Source organism: Nocardia sp. NPDC052254 (assembly GCF_040679495.1).
In the GTDB taxonomy this organism is placed as follows: domain Bacteria; phylum Actinomycetota; class Actinomycetes; order Mycobacteriales; family Mycobacteriaceae; genus Nocardia.
In genome coordinates this window covers 173,184-192,866 of record NZ_JBFAUW010000005.1, presented here as the reverse complement: position 1 = coordinate 192,866, position 19,683 = coordinate 173,184, and the positions used below count along the sequence as shown (strand labels likewise).

20 protein-coding genes are annotated in these 19,683 nt (G+C 66.7%); 12 read left to right on the top strand and 8 right to left on the bottom strand.

The features are described 5' to 3' along the window. Positions 1 to 5: 5 nt before the first annotated feature. Complete coding sequence (locus AB0L57_RS15300; RefSeq protein WP_364961730.1) at positions 6 to 1,463, bottom strand: amino acid permease; 1,458 nt, start codon at positions 1,461 to 1,463, stop codon at positions 6 to 8. Between the two features lie 459 nt (positions 1,464 to 1,922). Here AB0L57_RS15300 and AB0L57_RS15295 point away from each other — a divergent pair, with 459 nt between their 5' ends. Together AB0L57_RS15295 and AB0L57_RS15290 are read left to right on the top strand one after the other, a co-directional pair. Then, the gene (locus AB0L57_RS15295) at positions 1,923 to 2,561 is read left to right on the top strand and encodes a hypothetical protein (protein ID WP_364961729.1); all 639 of its coding nucleotides are present in this window, start codon (positions 1,923 to 1,925) and stop codon (positions 2,559 to 2,561) included. Between the two features lie 68 nt (positions 2,562 to 2,629). Further along, on the top strand, positions 2,630 to 3,541 hold the full coding sequence (locus AB0L57_RS15290) for a hypothetical protein (protein WP_364961728.1): 912 nt from the start codon (positions 2,630 to 2,632) through the stop codon (positions 3,539 to 3,541). A gap of 122 nt (positions 3,542 to 3,663) precedes the next feature. On the opposite strand, the gene AB0L57_RS15285 is transcribed toward AB0L57_RS15290, so the two are convergent. The 3 genes from AB0L57_RS15285 to AB0L57_RS15275 all read right to left on the bottom strand — a co-directional run bounded on the left by AB0L57_RS15285 (position 3,664) and on the right by AB0L57_RS15275 (position 5,827). Beyond that, positions 3,664 to 4,284, bottom strand: coding sequence for an MBL fold metallo-hydrolase (locus tag AB0L57_RS15285; protein WP_364961726.1), 621 nt, complete (start codon positions 4,282 to 4,284; stop codon positions 3,664 to 3,666). After that, on the bottom strand, positions 4,281 to 5,363 hold the full coding sequence (locus AB0L57_RS15280; protein WP_364961724.1) for an S-(hydroxymethyl)mycothiol dehydrogenase: 1,083 nt from the start codon (positions 5,361 to 5,363) through the stop codon (positions 4,281 to 4,283). The genes AB0L57_RS15285 and AB0L57_RS15280 overlap by 4 nt, the downstream gene beginning before the upstream one ends. 179 nt (positions 5,364 to 5,542) lie before the next feature. Beyond that, positions 5,543 to 5,827 (bottom strand): hypothetical protein, encoded by a 285-nt coding sequence (locus AB0L57_RS15275; RefSeq protein WP_364961722.1) that lies wholly within the window; start codon positions 5,825 to 5,827, stop codon positions 5,543 to 5,545. A gap of 522 nt (positions 5,828 to 6,349) precedes the next feature. On the opposite strand from AB0L57_RS15275, the gene AB0L57_RS15270 reads away from it, so the two are divergent. The 3 genes from AB0L57_RS15270 to AB0L57_RS15260 are packed head-to-tail and all read left to right on the top strand — an operon-like array spanning position 6,350 to position 7,642. Next, on the top strand, positions 6,350 to 7,228 hold the full coding sequence (locus tag AB0L57_RS15270; RefSeq protein WP_364961720.1) for a helix-turn-helix transcriptional regulator: 879 nt from the start codon (positions 6,350 to 6,352) through the stop codon (positions 7,226 to 7,228). Then, a complete protein-coding gene (locus tag AB0L57_RS15265) occupies positions 7,225 to 7,428 on the top strand; it encodes a DUF397 domain-containing protein (protein ID WP_364961718.1) in 204 nt (67 codons plus the stop codon). The genes AB0L57_RS15270 and AB0L57_RS15265 overlap by 4 nt, the downstream gene beginning before the upstream one ends. 10 nt (positions 7,429 to 7,438) lie before the next feature. Beyond that, positions 7,439 to 7,642, top strand: coding sequence for a DUF397 domain-containing protein (locus tag AB0L57_RS15260; protein ID WP_364961717.1), 204 nt, complete (start codon positions 7,439 to 7,441; stop codon positions 7,640 to 7,642). A 167-nt stretch (positions 7,643 to 7,809) separates the two neighbouring features. On the opposite strand, the gene AB0L57_RS15255 is transcribed toward AB0L57_RS15260, so the two are convergent. Both AB0L57_RS15255 and AB0L57_RS15250 read right to left on the bottom strand, forming a co-directional pair. Then, positions 7,810 to 8,916 carry a HAMP domain-containing sensor histidine kinase gene (locus AB0L57_RS15255; protein WP_364961715.1) on the bottom strand — a complete coding sequence of 369 codons (1,107 nt, stop codon included), beginning with the start codon at positions 8,914 to 8,916 and terminating at the stop codon, positions 7,810 to 7,812. An 11-nt stretch (positions 8,917 to 8,927) separates the two neighbouring features. Continuing rightward, positions 8,928 to 9,593 carry a response regulator transcription factor gene (locus AB0L57_RS15250; protein WP_364961713.1) on the bottom strand — a complete coding sequence of 222 codons (666 nt, stop codon included), beginning with the start codon at positions 9,591 to 9,593 and terminating at the stop codon, positions 8,928 to 8,930. A gap of 87 nt (positions 9,594 to 9,680) precedes the next feature. Between AB0L57_RS15250 and AB0L57_RS15245 the strand changes: the two genes are divergently transcribed. Both AB0L57_RS15245 and AB0L57_RS15240 read left to right on the top strand, forming a co-directional pair. After that, a complete protein-coding gene (locus tag AB0L57_RS15245) occupies positions 9,681 to 10,292 on the top strand; it encodes a D-alanyl-D-alanine carboxypeptidase family protein (protein ID WP_364961711.1) in 612 nt (203 codons plus the stop codon). Then, positions 10,289 to 11,653, top strand: coding sequence for a DoxX family protein (locus AB0L57_RS15240; protein WP_364961709.1), 1,365 nt, complete (start codon positions 10,289 to 10,291; stop codon positions 11,651 to 11,653). Before AB0L57_RS15245 ends, AB0L57_RS15240 begins: the two co-directional genes overlap by 4 nt. A gap of 231 nt (positions 11,654 to 11,884) precedes the next feature. On the opposite strand, the gene AB0L57_RS15235 is transcribed toward AB0L57_RS15240, so the two are convergent. Next, positions 11,885 to 12,802: a TIGR03620 family F420-dependent LLM class oxidoreductase gene (locus AB0L57_RS15235; protein ID WP_364961707.1), complete on the bottom strand. Its 918-nt coding sequence runs from the start codon at positions 12,800 to 12,802 to the stop codon at positions 11,885 to 11,887. 179 nt (positions 12,803 to 12,981) lie between these two features. Between AB0L57_RS15235 and AB0L57_RS15230 the strand changes: the two genes are divergently transcribed. The 3 genes from AB0L57_RS15230 (at position 12,982) to AB0L57_RS15220 (ending at position 17,837) form a co-directional block, all read left to right on the top strand. Further along, positions 12,982 to 13,884, top strand: a complete 903-nt coding sequence (locus tag AB0L57_RS15230) for a LysR substrate-binding domain-containing protein (RefSeq protein ID WP_364961705.1) — start codon at positions 12,982 to 12,984, stop codon at positions 13,882 to 13,884. A 194-nt stretch (positions 13,885 to 14,078) separates the two neighbouring features. Continuing rightward, on the top strand, positions 14,079 to 17,528 hold the full coding sequence (car, locus tag AB0L57_RS15225; protein WP_364961703.1) for a carboxylic acid reductase: 3,450 nt from the start codon (positions 14,079 to 14,081) through the stop codon (positions 17,526 to 17,528). Positions 17,529 to 17,657: 129 nt separating this feature from the next. Beyond that, positions 17,658 to 17,837 (top strand): hypothetical protein, encoded by a 180-nt coding sequence (locus tag AB0L57_RS15220; RefSeq protein WP_364961701.1) that lies wholly within the window; start codon positions 17,658 to 17,660, stop codon positions 17,835 to 17,837. Between the two features lie 57 nt (positions 17,838 to 17,894). Here the strand turns inward: AB0L57_RS15220 and AB0L57_RS15215 are convergent, their stop codons facing one another. Next, on the bottom strand, positions 17,895 to 18,632 hold the full coding sequence (locus tag AB0L57_RS15215) for an SDR family oxidoreductase (RefSeq protein WP_364961699.1): 738 nt from the start codon (positions 18,630 to 18,632) through the stop codon (positions 17,895 to 17,897). Between the two features lie 50 nt (positions 18,633 to 18,682). On the opposite strand from AB0L57_RS15215, the gene AB0L57_RS15210 reads away from it, so the two are divergent. After that, complete coding sequence (locus tag AB0L57_RS15210) at positions 18,683 to 19,006, top strand: helix-turn-helix domain-containing protein (protein WP_364961697.1); 324 nt, start codon at positions 18,683 to 18,685, stop codon at positions 19,004 to 19,006. Positions 19,007 to 19,106: 100 nt separating this feature from the next. Next, positions 19,107 to 19,568, top strand: a complete 462-nt coding sequence (locus tag AB0L57_RS15205; protein ID WP_364961695.1) for a hypothetical protein — start codon at positions 19,107 to 19,109, stop codon at positions 19,566 to 19,568. The last annotated feature ends 115 nt before the right edge of the window (positions 19,569 to 19,683 follow it).

Here is a 19,683-nt window from a genome sequence, read left to right as displayed (position 1 = left end):
CTGGATCACTCCCGTCCGGATTCGGCACCGGCACCGGCGCGTTCGGCCGCGATGCGCAGGACTTGCCGGCGGGCGACGAACCAGCCGCCGACCAGCACCGGTCCCATGATCACCAGCGCGGCGATCACCGCGCCACGCTGGATCTCGTCGTCGCTGCAGGCCATCAGCACGACGACGGCGGCGAGGAACATCAGTGTGGCGATGCCGGTGTACGGTGCGCCGATGAGCCGGAACGCGGGGCGTTCGACCAGGCCCTGCCGCGAGCGCCGCCACAATCGCAGTTGACACAGCACGATGGCGGCCCACGCCGACAGCACACCGATCGCCGACATGTTCAGCGTGATCTCGTACGCCTTGTCCGGCACCACGGCGTTCACGCCGACGCCGAGCAGGGCGATCGCGGCGGTGGCCAGAATGCCGATGTAGGGCACGCCGCTGGTGGACAACCGGGCGGCCGTCGTCGGCGCGCTACCGTTCATCGACATCGATCGTAGGATTCGGCCGGTCGAGTAGAGCCCCGCGTTCAAGCTCGAGAAGGCCGCGGTCAGAACCACCAGGTTCATTATCGAATCCGCCCCTGCAACACCGAGTTTCGAGAAGAAGGTCACGAACGGGCTGACTCCCGCGGCATAAGCCGTGTACGGCAGCAGAAGCCCCAATAGAACCAGCGAACCCACATAGAACACCGCGATTCTGGCGATGACCGAATTGATCGCCCGGGGCATGATCTCGGCGGGTCTTTCGGTCTCGCCCGCCGCCGTGCCGATCAATTCGACCGCGGAGTAGGCGAAGACGACACCCGTGGTGACGGTGACCAACGGCAGCAGGCCGGTCGGAAACAATCCACCGTCGGCGAGAACCGCTGTGCCCGTGGCCTGCCCGTCGAGGCGGAACCGGCCGGCGAGGAAGACGGCGCCGACGACCAGGAAGATCACCAGCGCGGCGACCTTGATCAGCGCGGCCCAGAACTCCAGCTCGCCGAACCAGGTCACCGACACCAGGTTGATCGAGACCACGACCGCCAAGGCGATCAGCGCGATCGTCCACTGCGGCATCACCCGGAACGCACTCCAGTAGTGCACGTAGGTCGCGATGGCGGTGATGTCCACGATGCCGCTCATGCACCAGTGGAAGAAGTACATCCAGCCGACGCCGAAAGCCAGCTTCTCCCCGTAGAACTCGCGAGCGTAGGACACGAACGAGCCCGAGGCCGGCCGGTACAGCACCAGCTCACCGAGGGCTCGCAGGATGAAGAAAACGAAGACCCCGCACACGGCGTAGACCAGGAACAATCCTGGGCCCGTGGCGTGCAGGCGCCCGCCCGATCCGAGGAACAGCCCGGTTCCGATCGCGCCGCCGATCGCGATCATCTGCAACTGCCGGGGTCGCAGCGATTTGTGATAGTCGGCGTCCTCGGCGGCCAGTGTGTCCGAGGAGGATCCGGTAGGTCTGATTGTCGCCATGGTCGACCCTCTCCGCGGCACACAGTAGATCGCTGATCAATGTACCGCTGAATGACGGCACGTTCCATGGGTGGAGAAGTTGGGTGGCGTCCTTCGTCTTCGGTGTCGACCGGCACGGTCATCCAGGTCTGCGCCCAGACCGCGCCGCGAAAGGCATCCGGGTGCCGATGTGCGGCAATCGCGAATACGATCGGGGTCATATCGATGGCCGGGCGGGGGAGCCCGTTGTGGACGGAGGCTGCGGGCGTGAGCGAATCGGAGTTCGAACGGGGTGGTGAGCCGGCGACTGCCGATTCCGATTCCATAGTGCCGCCGCCCGATCCGGCAGCAGTCGATCGGGCGTGGCAACACCCGGATCGCCCTGTACCCGGGGAACTTCCGCCGGGGTACGGATATGGGCCGCAACCTGTCACCGCGCCGTCGGCGGGCTCCCGCAGGACGGGGCCGATCATCGCGGGTGTGACCGCGCTGGTGCTGGTCCTGGGTCTCGGTGTGGCGGCGGGGGGCTGGATCCGCGGCCGCGACAATGGTGGGCACGCCGCCGGCGCCGCATCGGTATCGGCGTCGCCGTCGTATTCGATGGCCGCGGTCACCGACGCGTGCGACCTCGTCGATCCGAAACCGCTGACGAAGTGGTCACCGAATCCCAAGGGCCCGCCCACACACGAGGAGACGCGCCCGACCACAGACGACGCGGGCAGTCTGAGCTGCGATGTCGCCTATACCAGCGCCACCCGCGGCGGATACTCCTTCGACACCATCGCGATGAGTCTCGAGGTCGAATTCACCGACGGCACCGCCCCGCCGTTCTACGACCACTGGAAACACCTCGACACCGTCACCCGCGCGGGTCCGGGAACATCCACGGGCGCGGTCACCGACCTCGGTGCGCAGGGCTACTGGAGCTCCGCGATCGCCGACAGCCTCACCGTGCAGCGCGCCTATGTCGTGTGTGTGCAGGACGGCAATGTCTCGGTGCGAGTGAAGATCGATCTGAGCCGTGACGACACACGCGGGCCGGTCGCGAGCTGGGCGGAGCTCGATTCGATCGCGCGCTCCCAGATCCGGCTCGCACTCACCGGATTGAAGCGGAAATAGAACCGGAATCCCGCAGTGATCGGACGAGCGCATCGCCGGTCGGCGGTAGACCATCGGACGGGGAGGCAATGCCCGATTCTCGGCACGAACCACACGATCAACCGATAGCGGACGTCGGGCCACCGGTCGCGCCCCATACCGACCCGGTATTCGACCCGCCGCCCCCGGACGCCACCGACCCGCCGCCGCACGCGCAGTACCCCGCCGCTCACGAGCCGCTCGGTCATCTATACCCGCAGCCGCCCAGCGCCTCGCCGGCCGGTGGTAGCAGGGCCGGGTTGATCGCCGCGGGTGTGGCCGCACTGGTGCTGGTCCTGGGAATCGGTGTGGCAGTAGGTTTCTCGGTCGGCGGCGACACCGGTGACCGCGGTCGGTCCGCCCCAGCCGATACCACGACAACGGCCGCGGCGTCCGCGACCGGCACGACCTCGGCGCTGCCGCGACCCGCGCCGGGGATCTACTCGATGGACGCGGTCGCCAACGCCTGCGATCTGGTCGATCCCGCACCGCTGACCAAGTGGTCGTCGACCCCGAAGCCGGTTCAGCACAACGAGATGCGCCCCGCCGAGCACGGCATCGGCAGCCTGCTCTGCCAGCTCGGCTACACCAGCACATCCCCGGTCGACGATGTCACGAGCGACGAAGCCTCGATGAGTGTGCAGGTCGTCTTCACCAACGCGGGCCTTGCGCCCGAATACGACAAGTGGAAACAGGATGACACCACCCGGACCCAGGAGGGTTCGGCCTCCGGCGGTGTCACCGATATCGGCACACAAGGCTATTGGCGTTCGCTGGAGGGCAACTCCAGTGTTTCCACGGGCATGAACTACATCGTCGGCGTACAGGACAGCAACACATCGGTCCGGGTCGAGGTTGCCGTACTGCGCGCGATCGGAGAACCCCCGGTGAGCGCGGGTGAACTCGAATCGATCGCCCGCGCGCAGGCTCGCAAGGTGCTGGACGGATTGCGGAAGCGATGACCCTCGTGTGATCCGGGTCGTGAAACCGAGCAGCCGGCCACGACCCGGTCCTGAACGTGTCCCGGAAACGACCGAGGGCCGCACGGAGGATCGTGCGGCCCTCGGTCGTGGTCTCGGGAGGCTCAGCTTCCGCGTTTGATCCATTCCGGCAGGTGCGGCGCCTCGGCGCCGATCGTGGTGGAGTCGCCGTGGCCGGTGCGCACGACGGTGTCGGCCGGCAGGGTCAGCAGGCGGGTGCGGATGGATTCGATGATGGTCGGGAAGCTGGAGAACGAGCGGCCGGTGGCGCCCGGTCCACCGGCGAACAGGGTGTCGCCGGTGAAGACGGTCTGTTCCGAGGGCAGGTGCAGGCTCACCGCGCCGGGGGAGTGGCCGGGGGTGTGCAGGACCTCGATCTCGCTGCCCGCCAAGGGAATTCGCTCCCGATCGGTGAGCGCTTCGTAACCGGTGTCGGGATACAGGGCGGTCCACAGCATCTCGTCGGCCGGATGCAGCCGGATCGGCGCGTTCAGGGCCTCGGCCAGCTGGGAAGCCACGTTGATGTGGTCGTTGTGGGCGTGCGTGCACACGATCGCCCGCACGGTGCGCCCGGCGACGGCCGCGATGATCGGCTCGGCCTGGTGGGCGGCGTCGATCACGATCACCTCGTCGTCGTCACCGACCACCCAGACGTTGTTCTCGACATCCCAGCTGCCGCCGTCCAATTCGAACTTCCCGGAGGTGACGACCCGATCGATCCTCACAGCGTCACCACCGATCGCAGGACGTCACCGTGGTGCATGGTGGTGAAGGCCGCTTCGACCTGATCGAGGCCGACGCGCTCGCTGACGAACCGCTCCAGTGGCAACCGGCCCTGCCGGTACAGGTCCAGCAGCATCGGGAAGTCGCGTTCGGGCAGGCAGTCGCCGTACCAGGACGACTTCAGCGAGCCGCCGTGCGAGAAGAAGTCGATCAGTGGCATGTCGAGCTTCATATCCGGGGTCGGCACGCCGACCAGCACCACGGTCCCGGCCAGGTCGCGCGCGTAGAACGCCTGCTTCCAGGTCTCGGGCCGCCCGACCGCGTCGATGACGACATCGGCGCCGAATCCGCCGGTCAGTTCCTGGACCTGCTCGACCACATCGTCACCGGCCTCGATGGTGTGGGTGGCCCCGAGATCCTTGGCCCACTCCAGCTTTCGCGAGTCCCGGTCGATCGCGATGATGGTCGTCGCCCCGGCCAGCCGGGCGCCGGCGATGGCCGCGTCACCGACACCGCCGCAGCCGATCACCGCGACCGAATCGCCGTAGCTCACCCCGCCGGTGTTGATCGCCGCGCCCAGCCCGGCCATCACGCCACAGCCCAGCAGCCCCGCGACCGCCGGGTCGGTCTCGGCGTCGATGACGGTGCACTGGCCCTCGTGCACGAGTGTCTTGTCGGCGAATGCGCCGATGCCCAGCGCGGGCGTGAGCTCGGTGCCGTCGGCCAGGGTCATGGGACGGCTGGCGTTGTGGGTGTCGAAGCAGTACCACGGCTTGCCGCGCTTGCAGGCGCGGCACTGACCGCACACCGCGCGCCAGTTGAGCACGACGGAATCACCCGGCTGGACGTGGGTGACCGCGTCGCCGACGGTTTCCACCACGCCTGCCGCCTCGTGGCCGAGCAGGAACGGGAATTCGTCGTTGATACCGCCCTCGCGGTAGGTCAGATCGGTGTGGCACACGCCGCAGGCCTGCACGCGTACCACCACGTCGTGCGGGCCCGGGTCGGGAATGACGATCTCGACGATCTCGACCGGTGCGCCCACACTGCGGGCGATGACGCCGCGAACCTTCTCGGACATGGAGTCTCCTTTACACGTCGTGGTGCCGATTTCACCGAGGCTCAGTCTAAGCCCGCCGGGATTCCTCCGGACACCTGTCCGGACTATAGTTCGGTCCACCTCGGCGGGACGGGCGAGTCCTGGTGGAAACCATTTTCACCACGAGGTCCCGCCCGGCGATCGACGCATCCGCCCGTTCGTCACGGTCCGGACTTCCGGCGGAACTCCTCGCTGATCGCGCACCACAGGCTGTGATACTCCGGCGCGAGAAAATGCGCGACGGCCAGGGTGGGCGGATCGGCGAACACCACGCCGTCTCGGGAAGTGCGCACGACCCGGTGGTTGACGAAACATGCCGTGTCGATGAGGTGTTCGCGATCGGTGAGGTGAGTGACCTCGATCCGCTCCTCGCGTACCACCCGCCACCAGGCCGAGTGTGGTCCGACCTCGGTCCGGAAATGATGACTATTCGTGTCGCCGGTCACGGTATCTCACCTTTCGCACCCGGTCCTCGAGGGCAATGCGGTCCAGAATGGCGGAAACCGAGTTGTGTGATTCGTTTCGGGAATTCCGTTCCGGCCAGAACACTGCGAGCAGGATTACTCCGAGTGGAATACTCAGAGCTAGAACGATACCCGCACTCATCGCGACCGTCCCGTGTCCGGTACCAGGTGTTTCGCCTCGATCAGTCTTTGTTTCGCCTGTTGTTTCACCGGGCAGACGCACAATGCGCAGTCGATGTGCAATTGCATGACGACATGCGCGAAAGACACTGTCATTATCGGCATTCGATCGTGCTTCAACAGTCCCATGATGGATACTTTCCCTGCGATGTGAAAGTGGTTGTCGGCGTTGAGGTTGCACCGATTCGGCCGCGAGTTGAAGCCGAATGACGGCGATTCCGGGCACGAGCCACCGTGCCGATTGTGTGAACTCGTCCGTCAGCGACCTGTCCAGAGGGGACCTGTCCAGAAAACCGGGACACGAGAGATAGGGGAGCTAACGATATGGGGTCAGGAAGTACGCTCGCGCAGCGCGCATTGGGTCGTGAACTGCGGCGACTGCGGAATGCCAAGGGGATGGGGCAATCTCAGGCCGCGCGCATCGCGGAGACGTCGCACCAGACGATCGGCAGGATCGAGGAGGGGCAGACGACGCGGATCACCCAGCTGCAAGTCAATGCGCTGTGCGACAAGTACGGAGCCACCGGTGAGGAGCGGCGGATCTGCCTCGATCTGGTGAAGGAGATTCGTGCGTCACGGGAGGGGAAGGTGACAGCCAGCTGGTGGAGAGCCTATGCGGACGCGCAGGCGACCGGATTCAATCACTATCTCGCACTTGAAGATGCAGCGAGCCGTTTGACGATCTGGAAAACGGCCATCATGCCGGGGCTGCTCCAGACCCCCGCGTATCGGCGAACGATGGCATGGACGGAATATCCGGACATGCCCATTGATCATCTCGAGCGGCAGATCGAATGGCAGACGCATCGTCAAGAGAGGTTGATGGATCCGAACCTGCAGGTGACAGTGTTTGTGTATGAGACCCTTCTGTACGAACAGGTCGGTGGCCCAGCAGTATTCGATGAACAACTGCAGCAACTGGTCTCGCTGGCGGTACTACCGAACGTTTGCATCCGGGTCGTCCGGTTCGCTGCTTCGAGCCACCTCGGGGCCTATGCCGGGAACTTCACGCTGCTGGAATTTCCAGACCTCGTGTCCGGTCTGCCGCAGCCGCCGATCGTCTACGTCGAGGGGTGGACCGGTGATCTGTACTTGGAGCGTGAGGCTGAGCTTCAACGTTATATGCAGGCACTTCGGGAGATTGATCGTGTAGCGTTGACTGAAGCTGAGTCGGTAGCACTGATCAAGGAGCGCATGCGGTGAGCAACGACCTGTCTGGGGCGAAGTGGTTCAAGTCGAGCTTCTCGGGTTCGAGCAAAGATTGCGTCGAGGTGGCTTTCGTCGATGCTGGTGTGGGCGTGCGTGATTCGAAGGATCCCACCGGCCCGGCTCTGGTCTTCACCCCCTCCGAATGGTCTGCTTTCACGGTCGGTGTCACGATGGGCGAGTTCGACCAGGCATAGGAGCATTCCGGTGAGCAACGACCTGTCCGGAGCGAAGTGGTTCAAGTCGAGCTTCTCGGGTGCGAGCAAGGACTGTGTCGAGGTGGCTTTTCTCGATGCTGGTGTGGGCGTACGTGATTCGAAGAACCCCACCGGCCCGGCCCTGATCTTCACCCCCGCCGAGTGGTCCACCTTCACCGCCGGTGTGCAACACGGCGAGTTCGACCAGGCATAGCCCCGCTCCACACAAACGATCCGAGCCCCCGAAGCCGATCCTGGCTGATTCCACATTTCGATGAAACATAGTGTGGCGCAGTATTTTCAGATCCAGATCGCTGCCGGGGCAAGGTGCGACGGCGTGCGCACATTTCTCACCACCTCCGGCAGCCGATTCCCTGACCGTCAGCTGCCGGTGTGTGGTGGTGCGGCGGGGAGTTGCACGGAGACCCGGAGCCCGCCCGAGGGCCGGGGCGTGAGGGTGAGGGTCCCGTCGTGGGCTCGGACGATGCTCTGAACTATCGCCAGGCCCAGCCCGGCACCCGCGTGGTCGGTATGGATGCGTTCGGTGCCGCGGCGAAACGGTTCGACGAGCGTGGAAACCGCTTGTGGCGAGAGTATCTCGCCGGTGTTCTCGACCGTGAGTACGACCGTTCCGGGGTGCGCGCTGGTCGTGACCCAGACGGTGCCACGGTCGGGCAGGTTGTGCACGATCGCGTTGTGGACGAGGTTCGTGCTCAACTGCAGCAGGAGTGCGGGTGAGCCGATGGCCGGGGTGATGTCGCCGGAGGTTTCGATGGCGACACCGCGTTTCTCCGCGAAGGGGAGAAGTGTTTCGGAGGCTTCTTCCGCCATGAGGGACAGATCGACGCGTGCTCGGGTGAACGATCGCTGGTCGGCGCGGCTGAGCAGGAGTAGCGCCTCGGTGAGGTCGATCGCTCTGGTGTTGACGGCGCGGAGTCGGTCGACGAGTTCCGGGGTGCTGCTTTCGGGATCGTTGTGCGCCACGTCGAGCAGTGCCCGCGTGATGGCCAGCGGGGTGCGCAGTTCGTGGGAGGCGTTGGCCGCGAATCTCTTCTGTTCGCCGACATGAGCTTCCAGCTGGGCGAGCATGGTGTCGAAGCTGTCGGCGAGTTCGCGGAACTCGTCGCTACGGCCGGGCAGCCGGATCCGCTGGGACAGCGATCCGCCGGCGGCCGTTCGGGTGGCCTCGGTGATTCGAGTCAGTGGGGCGAGCATGCGACCGGCGAGAATCCACCCGCCCACGAGGCCGAAGACCAGCAGGAACCCCAGCACCAGGACTGCCGCCGGGACGAAGACGGCGGAACCGAAGCTGTGCGGGTCGAAGGCGCGCCGGAAGTCGGACAGATCGGGAACGAACAGGACGTTCGAGCGCCCTCGCAGGAGGAACACCCACACGGCGGCCAGCAGCAGGGCACCCGCGACCATGAGAAACCCGACGTAACTGAGGGTCAGTTTGAGGCGAACGCTCAACCCCGGCGCCCTGTCCACGGTCGACTCCCTCACGTTCCGGTGTCGATGCGGTAGCCGACCCCGGGCACAGTGGCGATGAGCCATGGCTCACCGAGCCGTTTGCGCAGTGCCGAGACGGTGATGCGCACCGCGTTGGTGAAGGGGTCGGCATTCTCGTCCCACGCCCGTTCCAGCAGCTCCTCGGCGCTGATGACACCACCCTCGGCGGCGACGAGAACGTCGAGTACGGCGAACTGCTTGCGGGTGAGCGCCACATAGCGGCCTTCGCGGTAGACCTCGCGACGGAACGGGTCCACCCGCAGGCCCGCGATCTCCCGCACCGGTGGCCGGCGGTGGACGCGCCTGCGGTCGAGCGCCCGGAGCCTGAGCGCGAGTTCACGGAGTTCGAACGGTTTGGTGAGATAGTCGTCGGCGCCGAGCTCGAAGCCGGAGGCCTTGTCGTCGAGCCGGTCGGCGGCGGTGAGCATCAGGATCGGCATACCGGAACCGGACGCGACGATGTGCTCGGCGATCCGGTCACCCGAGGGGCCGGGGATGTCGCGGTCGAGGACCGCTATGTCGTAGGTGTTGATGTTCAGCAACTCCAGGGCCGTGTCGCCGTCACCGGCGATATCGGCCGCGATCGCCTCCAGGCGCAGCCCATCCCGAACGGCTTCTGCCAGGTAGGGCTCGTCCTCGACGATCAGAACACGCATGATCTCGATGGTACGAGGCACGACATTTCGTGAGCGTATGGAAAATCGCATACGGGCCGGCAACACCGCCGAGTCTTGACTGGCGGCATGAGTCGAAGAACTGGATCACCGACAACGACCCGCCGGCCTGCCGCGGCCGGTCTGCTCGTCGCCACTGCCGCGGTCGCCGCCACCCTGGTCTACCAGTCGGCGTCGTCATCGGTTCGCTTGGTGAGTGAGGTCCTGCGCGGCGACCACACCGGCCGGGCCGTCCCGGACGAGGGTGGTCTCCCGAACGGCGTCACAGTGTTCGACGACGAGTATCCGGGCGTGGCCAACCTCGCACCCGATCTGATCGGGGCGCTGCGTGCCGCGGCGGCCGACGCGAGCCCCGAGGGTGTCGAGTTCCGCGTCAACAGTGGCTGGCGTAGCCGGGAGTATCAGAATCGGCTGCGTCGCGAGGCGGTCGCGAAGTACGGCTCGACGCGGGCGGCCGCCCGATTGGTCGCCACCGCCGACACGTCCGCGCACGTATCCGGCAACGCGGTCGACCTCGGCTCCGGCGCCGCGGCATGGCTGTCCGCACACGGCGCCGCGTACGGACTGTGCCAGATCTATCGCAACGAGCCGTGGCACTACGAACTGCGCCCCGAGGCGATCGAGAACGGTTGTCCTGCCATGTATCCCGACCCGGCACACGATCCAAGGATGCGGCCGTGACGACTACTGTGACCATGCCCAGGGTGGAAACGCAGCCGGCTCGACGAGCGCGGTGGAACACGCTCACCCTTGTCGCGTTCCGGTTCTGTTTTCTGTACTTCGGCTTGTTCTGTGTACTGACTCCGCCGATCCTGTTCGTGCTGACCGGCCCCCTCGGCCGCCGGCTCGGCTACAACGCACAGTTCTGGCACATCCGGAAACTGCAGCCCGCCCTGAACTGGGTGGGCCGGGAGCTGTTCGGCACCCCCGTACAGCTGTATCCGACCGGGGTCGGTGACCAGACGATCTTCTGGGTGCTGCTGTTCTGCATCCTGGTCGTGGCGGTGACCGGCACGGCGGTGTGGTCGGTACTGGACCGGCACCGGACGCACCATCGCACACTCGCGGGCTGGTTTCTCCTCGGCATCCGCATAATGCTGGCCGGTCAGATGCTGAGTTTCGGCGTCGCGAAGGCGATTCCGACACAGATGCCCGAGCCGTCGCTGACCACGCTGCTGACGAAGTACGGTGACCTCACGCCGATGGCCGTGCTGTGGTCGCAGGTAGGTACGTCGAGGCCGTACGAAATGCTGCTCGGCGCGGCGGAAATCACGGCGGCGATCCTGCTGCTCATCCCACGTACCGCGTTGCTCGGCGCGTTGCTGGCACTGATCGACACGCTGCAGATCGTCGTATTGAACATGACCTTCGATGTGCCGGAGAAGATCTCGTCCACCCATCTCCTGCTCATGTCGTTGCTGCTGCTGGCGCCCGAGACCCGGCGGCTGACCCGAGTGCTGCTGCTCGACCGCGCGACCGGTCCCTCCGCCGTACCGTATCCGTTCCACACCAGGAGATCTCGCCGTATCGCGGCGCTGACGCAGATCGCGCTCGCCCTGTGGATGACGGTGGCGCTCGTGTACAGCGGCTGGCACGCTTGGCATTCCGGCGGGCCCGACCGCACCAAGCCACCGCTGTACGGCATCTGGTCGGTGTCGCAGTTCACCCGCGACGGGCAACCGGTGCCACCGCTGACAACCGACGAAACACGCTGGAAGACAGTGGTGTTCGACTATTCCAACAGGATCACCGTTCAGCGGATGGACGACACCCTGGTTACTGCACCTGTCGATGTGGACGCCGCATCCCATCGGATCCAACTGATCGAGGGGACACCACCCTCGGGACCGGTGGCAACATCCGACGGCACTCGAAATCCCTCGGGCACACTGACCTTCCAGACAAACTCGCCGGACCGAGCCGTCCTGACCGGCGAACTGGACGGCCACCAGGTCACCCTCACGCTCGACCGGATCGACCCGGACAGCTTCCCGCAACGCAGCACACCGTTCCGGTGGGTGCAGAACCGCCCGAACTTCTGACCGGACACCCATCCACGCCGATTCACCCGACCGGGGATATGAAGCCCCGGTGGTGGCGGCCGCCTGGCCGAGGATCTCTTCGAGGCTGGCGGTGAGAACCTGAGCGACGGACTCGCTCAACGTATGTCCGGTCCACGACGAATCCCGGTTCAGGAGATCGCGTGAACGGAATTTCCCTACGCCCGCCGCTCTTTCCGGACTTTCCGGACCGGAAAAGTCGGCGCGCTGCGGTCAGCCGAGGCCGCTGAGCGCCGGTGCGAGGCGGGTCGAACCAGCTACGCCAGAGACGAATTCGGTGCCGATCGGTGCCAGCAGAACGACATGGTCGGCACCGGCGTCGAGGTGTTCGCGCACCTTCGCGGCGATCGCGTCCGGTGTGCCGTGCGCGACGAGCGCGTCCACCACACGATCGTCCGGCTCGCCGTGCTCCGTTACCGGATAACCGAATTCGGCCAGCGTGGCCCGGAAGGCAGCTTGGCCGGAGTGCCCCGTGACCACCTGCCGCGCGGCGGCCCGGGCTCGATCGTGATCGTCGTCGATCACCGCCGAGAGTCCCACCACGAGGAGCTTGTCCGGGCCGAGTATGCGCCTGGCTCGCGCGGTGTGTTCCGGTGGCAGCCCCGCGGGCAGCGCACCGTCGGCGATCTCACCGGCGAGTGCGAGCATCTTCGGGCCGTTCGCCGCGAGCAGCCGCGGATACGCCACATCCGGTGCGGGCGGCCAGGTTTCACCGTCCATTCCGGCGAAGTAGTCGCGCATGGTGGTCAGCGGACTACCGAACGGCCGGCCCACACTGTCGGCCTGCTGCGGGTAGCCGACGCCCAGACCGAGCGCGAACCGGCCCGGATACGCGTCGGCCAGATAGGCCGCCGCACCGTGTGCGGTCTGTGGCGGCCGCGCCCAGATATTGGCCACACAGGTGCCCACCGCGATGTGTTCGGTGGCGGCGAGCAGCACGGCCAGGTGCGTGAACGCGTCCTTGCCGATGACCTCGTTGGTCCAGATGGTGCCGTAACCGGCACGTTCGAGCAGTCGGCCCGCATCCCGCTGCGCGGCAGCCGGTGGGGTGCTCGTGAAGGAGACCGGCAGGCTCACCCCGACCGGTCCGAGCGTTCGGCGTGCCGCGTCGACCGCGGGGTTGATCGTCATGGCGTTCCTCCAGATGAATTCGCCGCGGGCGCGGATGCGCACGCTCGAGTCCACTCTGGTTCCGAATGAGGCTCTCCGGCCAATGAATCTTTCGCATCAGGCAATACGTTTCGCGCATCACCGCAGCTGGTGCGGCCAGGTCTGCGACAGTGATGTTCGGGCACGGTTAGTGTGGCGATATGACCGATGTGCCGCCCGCAGTGGATCTCGACCTGCGGCTCGTGCATTGCTTCACCGTTGTCGCCGAGCACGCGCACTTCGGTCGTGCCGCGGAGATCCTGCACGTCACCCAGCCCTCGCTGAGCCGGCAGATCAACCGGCTCGAACGGCAGCTCGGCGTCCGGCTGCTGGACCGCGGTCCGCGGGGCACCCGGCTCACCGAGGCGGGCGAGGTGTTCCTGCCGCAGGCGCGCACCTTGCTGCGGACCGCGGGCCGGGTCGTTGCCCAGGCCCGTGCCGCCGCCCGCCCCGGTCACCTCACCATCGGCTACACCGGAGACCTGATCATCACCCCCGTCGTGCGCGAGATGCGCCGCCGCCATCCCGACGCCGAGGTGCGCGCCCATCATGTGCAGGTGACCGACGTCCCGGCCGCACTGCTCGATCACCGGGTCGACGTGCTGGTCTCCCGATTGCCCTTTCCCACCGAGGGATTGCAGGTCACCGTCCTCTACGACGAACCGCGCGTGGTACTCGTACCGGTCGATCACCGGTTGGCGCACAACGACTTCGTGACCCTCGACGACATCGCCGACGAACCCGTGCCCCGCCTGCGCGAGTCGAATCCGGCCTGGGAATCCTTCTGGCGCATCGATCCTCGCCCCGACGGCCGCCCCGCGCCCGACGGCCCGATCATCGACGCCATCGAGGACAAACTCGAGGTCATCGCGGCCGGTGAGGCCATCGCCATCGCGGCGGGCCGCAACCTCCCGTCGATCCGGCCCGATATCGTCGCGATTCCGTTGCACGGTGTCGACCCGGCCCACGTCGCCTTGGCTGCCCGCCGCGACGACCGCGACCGGCTGGTCACCGCATTCCGAAAGTACGCGCAGGAACTACTCACCGTGAGCGCCGGTGGGTGACCGGTCACGGCGGCCGGTTCGATGGGCGGGGGCGTCGACCAGCGAATAGCCGGATTGCCGGGATTGCCGAGCGGGAAATTTCCACGGGACCTTGACGCGGGGGTAGTTAGCAGAGCTAAGTTAACGGTGATGCGCGCCATATCGGCGCTCGGGCGGCGACTCGCCCACAGGGAACGACCGAGGGAGACCCGCCCATGGCCGCGACGGACCGGAAGGCCGAGCGTAAACGGCGACTCGCCGCGGCGAGGGAGGATGCCGAGGTACTGGCGGCCTGGCCGCGGGCCGAGGTGAGCGAGGCGATCGAGGCTCCCGGTCTGGGATTGCGCGCACTGGTCGACACGGTCATGACCGCCTACGCCGATCGCCCGGCGGTGGGGCAGCGGGCCGCCGAGTTCGTCACCGATGCGAGCGGTCGCCGGGTCCGGCGCCTGCTGCCCCGCTTCGAGACGCTGACCTATCGGCAGCTGTGGGCGCGCTCGGCGGCGCTGGCGAATGCCTGGTATGCCGCGGGGGTGCGGGCCGGGGACTTCGTCTGCACGGTCGGATTCGTCAGCAGCGAGTACGTCATCGTCGATCTAGCGGGCGTGCGACTCGGGACCGTCGCCGTTCCGTTGCAGGCCACTGCCGGTGTGGCGCAATGGAACTCGATCATCGGCGAGACCGGCGCCCGGGTGCTGGCGAGCAGTGCCGAACTGCTGGACGCGACCGTCGAGGCCGCGCTGGCGAGCGGGTCGGTCGCGCATGTGGTCATTTTCGACACCACCGGTACCGATGACGGGAACGCGGCACTGGCGGCGGCCCGCGAACGACTGGCCGCATCCGGGCGAACCCTCGCCACGGTCGGCGAACTCCTCGACCGTGACGCGGCACCGGGCCCGGAACCGGCTGCGGCGCAGGACGATCCGCTGGCACTGCTGATCTACACCTCCGGTAGCACCGGAACGCCCAAGGGTGCCATGTACACCGACAGTCTCGCCGCGACGATGTGGCTGTACACCGCGAAAGCCCCGGTGCCCGCGATCACCCTGAACTATCTGCCGCTCAGTCACGTCGCGGGCCGCCTGCAACTCGGCGGCACCCTGGCGCGCGGCGGCACCGCGTACTTCACCGCGCGCAGCGACATGTCGACGCTGTTCGAGGATCTGGAACTCGTCCGGCCCACCGAACTGGTCTTCGTACCCCGGGTCTGCGAGATGCTGCTGCACCGGCATCAGGGCGAGGTCGAGGCCCGGGTGGCAGCCGGTGGTGAGCGGGCCGTCGTCGACGACGAGGTGAAAGTCGCACTGCGCCAACGAGTACTGGGCGGCCGCTTCCTCGGAGCCATGTGCGCCAGCGCTCCGCTCGCCCCGGAGATGCGCGCGTTCATGGAATCGGTGCTCGGGATCGGGCTGCACGACGGGTACGGCTCCACCGAGGCCGGCGGCAGCGTCATCGTCGACAACAAGGTCCGGCGCCCACCCGTGCTGGACTACCGGCTGGCCGACGTTCCCGAACTCGGCTACTTCGCCACCGACCGGCCATATCCGCGCGGTGAACTGCTGCTCGAGACCACCACCATGTTCCACGGCTACTACAAGCGGCCCGAGATCACCGCGGCGATGTTCGACGAGGACGGCTTCTATCGCACCGGCGATGTGGTCGCCGAAATCGGGCCCGATCATCTGGTCTACGTCGATCGGCGCAACAATGTGCTCAAACTGTCCCAGGGTGAGTTCATTACCGTGGCGAAGCTGGAATCGGTGTTCTCCACCAGTTCTCTGATCCGGCAGATATTCGTCTACGGCAGCAGTGAGCGCGCCTATCTGCTGGCGGTGATCGTGCCCTCCGAGGAGGCACTGGCGCTGCCCGATCCGCGCTCGGCGCTCGGCGAGTCGCTCCAGCGCCTCGCCCGGGAGGCGGGACTCAACTCCTACGAGATCCCGCGCGACTTCCTGCTCGAGAACGAACCCTTCACCCAGGACAACGGTTTGTTGTCGGGGATCGGGAAACTGTTGCGGCCCAAACTCACCGAGCGCTACGGCAAGGGTCTGGAACAGCTCTACACCGAACTGTCGCGAGAGCAGGCCGACGAACTGGCCGCACTGCGCCGCGAGGCAGGGGAGCGCCCGGTGACCGAGACCGTCGGCCGGGCCGCGCGGGCGCTGCTGGGCTGCGCCGGAGCCGATATCCGGCCCGAGGCGCATTTCACCGATCTGGGTGGTGATTCCCTGTCGGCGCTGTCGCTGTCGACGCTGCTGAGCGAACTGTTCGCGGTCGACGTTCCGGTGGGAACCATCGTGCATCCGGCGAATACGTTGCGGCGCCTGGCCGACTACATCGAGACCGAACGCGGACAGGGCACCCGCCGTCCCACCGCCGCGACCGTCCACGAGTCCGGTGCTCTGGTGCGGGCCGGAGAGCTCACCCTGGACAAGTTCATCGATCCCGGAACACTCTCCGCCGCAACGGATCTGCCGCCGGTGACCGATCCGCCGCGCACCGTGCTGCTGACCGGCGCCAACGGCTATCTGGGCCGGTTCCTGTGCCTGGAATGGCTCGCGCGCCTCGACCCGATCGACGGGACACTGATCTGCATCGTGCGCGGCAGCGATGCCGAAGCCGCCCGTGCCCGCGTGGACGAGGCCTTCGACAGCGGCGATCCCGCACTGCTGCAACGGTATCGGGAGCTGTCGTCGCGGCTGACCGTCCTGGCCGGTGATATCGGCGAGCCGAATCTGGGTCTGCCCGAACCGGACTGGCGCGAGCTCGCCGACACCGTCGACCTGGTGGTGCATCCGGCGGCCCTGGTCAATCATGTGCTGCCCTACGACCAGCTGTTCGGGCCGAACGTGGTCGGCACGGCCGAGATCATCCGGTTCGCGATCACCGGCCGCCGCACACCGGTGACCTACCTGTCGACCGTGGCGGTGGGGGACCGGATCGAGCCCGCCCGATTCGCCGAGGACGGCGATATCCGCGAGATCAGCCCGCAGCGCGCCGTCGACGCCGGTTATGCCAACGGTTACGGCAACAGCAAATGGGCCGGTGAGGTGTTGCTGCGGGAAGCGCACGACCTGTGCGGTCTGCCGGTGGCGGTGTTCCGCTCCGATATGATCCTGGCGCACAGCACATTCGAGGGACAGATCAACCTGCCGGACATGTTCACCCGGCTGCTGCTCAGTGTGCTCGCCACGGGTCTGGCACCCGCCTCGTTCTATCGCGGCGACGGCGGCCATTACGACGGCCTCCCCGCCGATTTCACCGCCGCGGCGATCACCGTGCTCGGCGCCGGGCCAACGTCGGGATTCACCAGTTTCGATGTGCTGAATCCGCACGACGACGGCATCGGCCTGGACACCTTCGTGGACTGGCTCATCGCATCCGGCCGCTCGATCGTCCGCATCGACGACTACGCCGACTGGCTCAGCCGCTTCGAGACCGCGTTGCTTGCCCTGCCCGAACGGCAGCGCCGCCACTCGGTCCTGCCGCTGCTGCACGCCTTCCGCCGGCCCGCGCCACCGGTCGCGGGATCGGTCCTGCCCGCCGACGGCTTCCGGGCCGCGGTGCGCGCGGCCGGTATCGGTCCCGATCGCGACATACCGCATCTGACCCGGGAATTGATCGAAAAATACGTCCGCGATCTGACTGCTGCGGGTCTGCTGTGAAGATTCCCGAATCCGGACACAACGTGGCTGTGCGGGCGTACTGTCTTGCCCCACAGCGTTGATCGGCACGGTGCCGCGGGTGACGGTGTCGCCCGCCGCGCCGACCGCGCGACAAGGAGGTCGATTTCGGTGCACCGACTCGAGAAGTCCGCGTTCTGGCGCTGTGTTCTGAGCGGATTATCCGCTCTGGGAGCGGGTTTCGGCGCGATGGTCCCTGTCTACTACGACTGTACCCAGCTCGTCGAGGAGCCCGAGCCGGTGTGGGACTGGTCGATTCCCTACGAGTGGTTCGACCACGCCAACGGCTGACTCGCCGCTACCCACGAAGATTCCCGTCAACCGCTGCGGACGCGACCTGCTTGCGGGTCAGGTCCCGGCGAAGTAGTCGGCGCCACCGATGTAGATGGTGTGGCCGGGTGCGGTCGTAGCCGAGGTGGCATCGGCGATGGCCGTGGCGAACTCCTCGATCGTGGGCAGCGCGCCGTGCTCGGTGCGGGCGGCCACAGCTTCCGGGGCACGTCGCTCGAGCAGGCGCACGATGATCGTGCCCTCGATCATGTCTCCCGAGACGACGGTGAAACCGATACCGCGCGAAGATAATTCGTCGATCCGTGCCCGCAGTGCGTCCTCGCCCGCGCGTTTGCTCGCCGCGATCGGTTCATAGCCGGGTGGAGCCGGTGTGCGGCCGTGGAAGTGTGCCTGATGGCTGGTGACGAACACGATGTGCGCGCCCGGTTTCAGCAGCGGCAGCGCCGAGTCGACCAGTCGCAGCTGAGCGTCGCGGTTGATCGCCATGGCGTAGTCGGGGGCGGCACCCTGTTCCAGACCGCCGGAGGCGTTGAGGATCAGCACATCCAGGCGTCCGAACCGCTCGCCGATTCCGGCGATCAGCTCCGCCACCGCATCCGGATCGGTGAGATCGGCGCCCAGTGGCGTCGCGGCACCGCCGTCCGCGGCGATCTCCGCAGCGAGATCATCTGCGCGCCTGTGCTTCTCGCGATAATTCAGGACGACGTGATCGCCGCGGCCGGCGAGGATCCGGGCGGTCTGCGCCCCGATACCGCGCGCGGCGCCGGTGATCAACACGATGCGTTGCGAATCCATCTGCACTCCCGCCGATTGCTTCTGATTCAGAATCACTATGGTGGTTCGAAATGAGAAGTGCAAGCGATGGTGCGGCGGCCCCCAAGGCGGCGATGGAACTGCTCGGGCAGCGCTGGATGCTGCGTATCGTGTGGGAACTGGAACCCGGCCCGCTCGGATTCCTGGAATTGCGCCGCCGGATGGATCACTGCTCGTCCAGCATCCTGTCGGTGCGGCTGCAGGCCCTGCAGGCGGCCGCAATCATCGTCAAACGTGCCGACAAGGTCTACGAACTGACCGATGCCGGCGCCGGGCTCGGCCGCGCACTGCATCCGCTCTGGACCTGGGCGGGCGGCCATCTGGATCCGGATCGGAGAGTCCCGGACCAGCGGTGACCCCGCCGCGGCGGACTTGCCCGCGGGTCTCGATCCACTAGGTTGGGGGCCACCCGCCCGAGCGGCGGGCCGCACTGCAAGCGATGAGCTGGGGACCGATATGAACAGTGACACGATTCGGCGCCGGGGCCGCCCGCTGTTCGGGGCGATCGCGGCCGCCGCACTACTGATACCCGCCGGCTGCGGATCCACCGACTCCGGAACCGCCCGCCCGGCGGATTCCACGGCGGCACAGGTCAGCGCCCGGGGATCCGCCCCCGAAGTTATCGACTGTTCCTTCGATGAGCCGGCCGTCCGTCCCGACCATCTGATCCTCGCCTGTGCTGATCTGGGAGCCCAGGTCGAGCAGATCGCGTGGCAGAACTGGGGGCCGGAACAAGCGCAGGGCGACGGCATCGAACGGGACAACACCTGCGATCCGAACTGTGCTGCCGGCACGTTCGTGACCAAGAAGGTGCATCTCACGCTGACCGACGTGGCCCGTCCGGGCAATGTCTTCACCAAGGTGACCACGGCAGACGCCGAGGGGCATGCGAAGACCTGGCCGATGACCTCGCGCTGAGCGCACACCCTAGGCAATCTATGTGGTACTCAGGGTGTCGCATATCGTCCAAAAGTTGCTACGCTGGCGTAGCAATGGTCCCTGCGCGATCGGGACCCATGGCCGACATGACGAC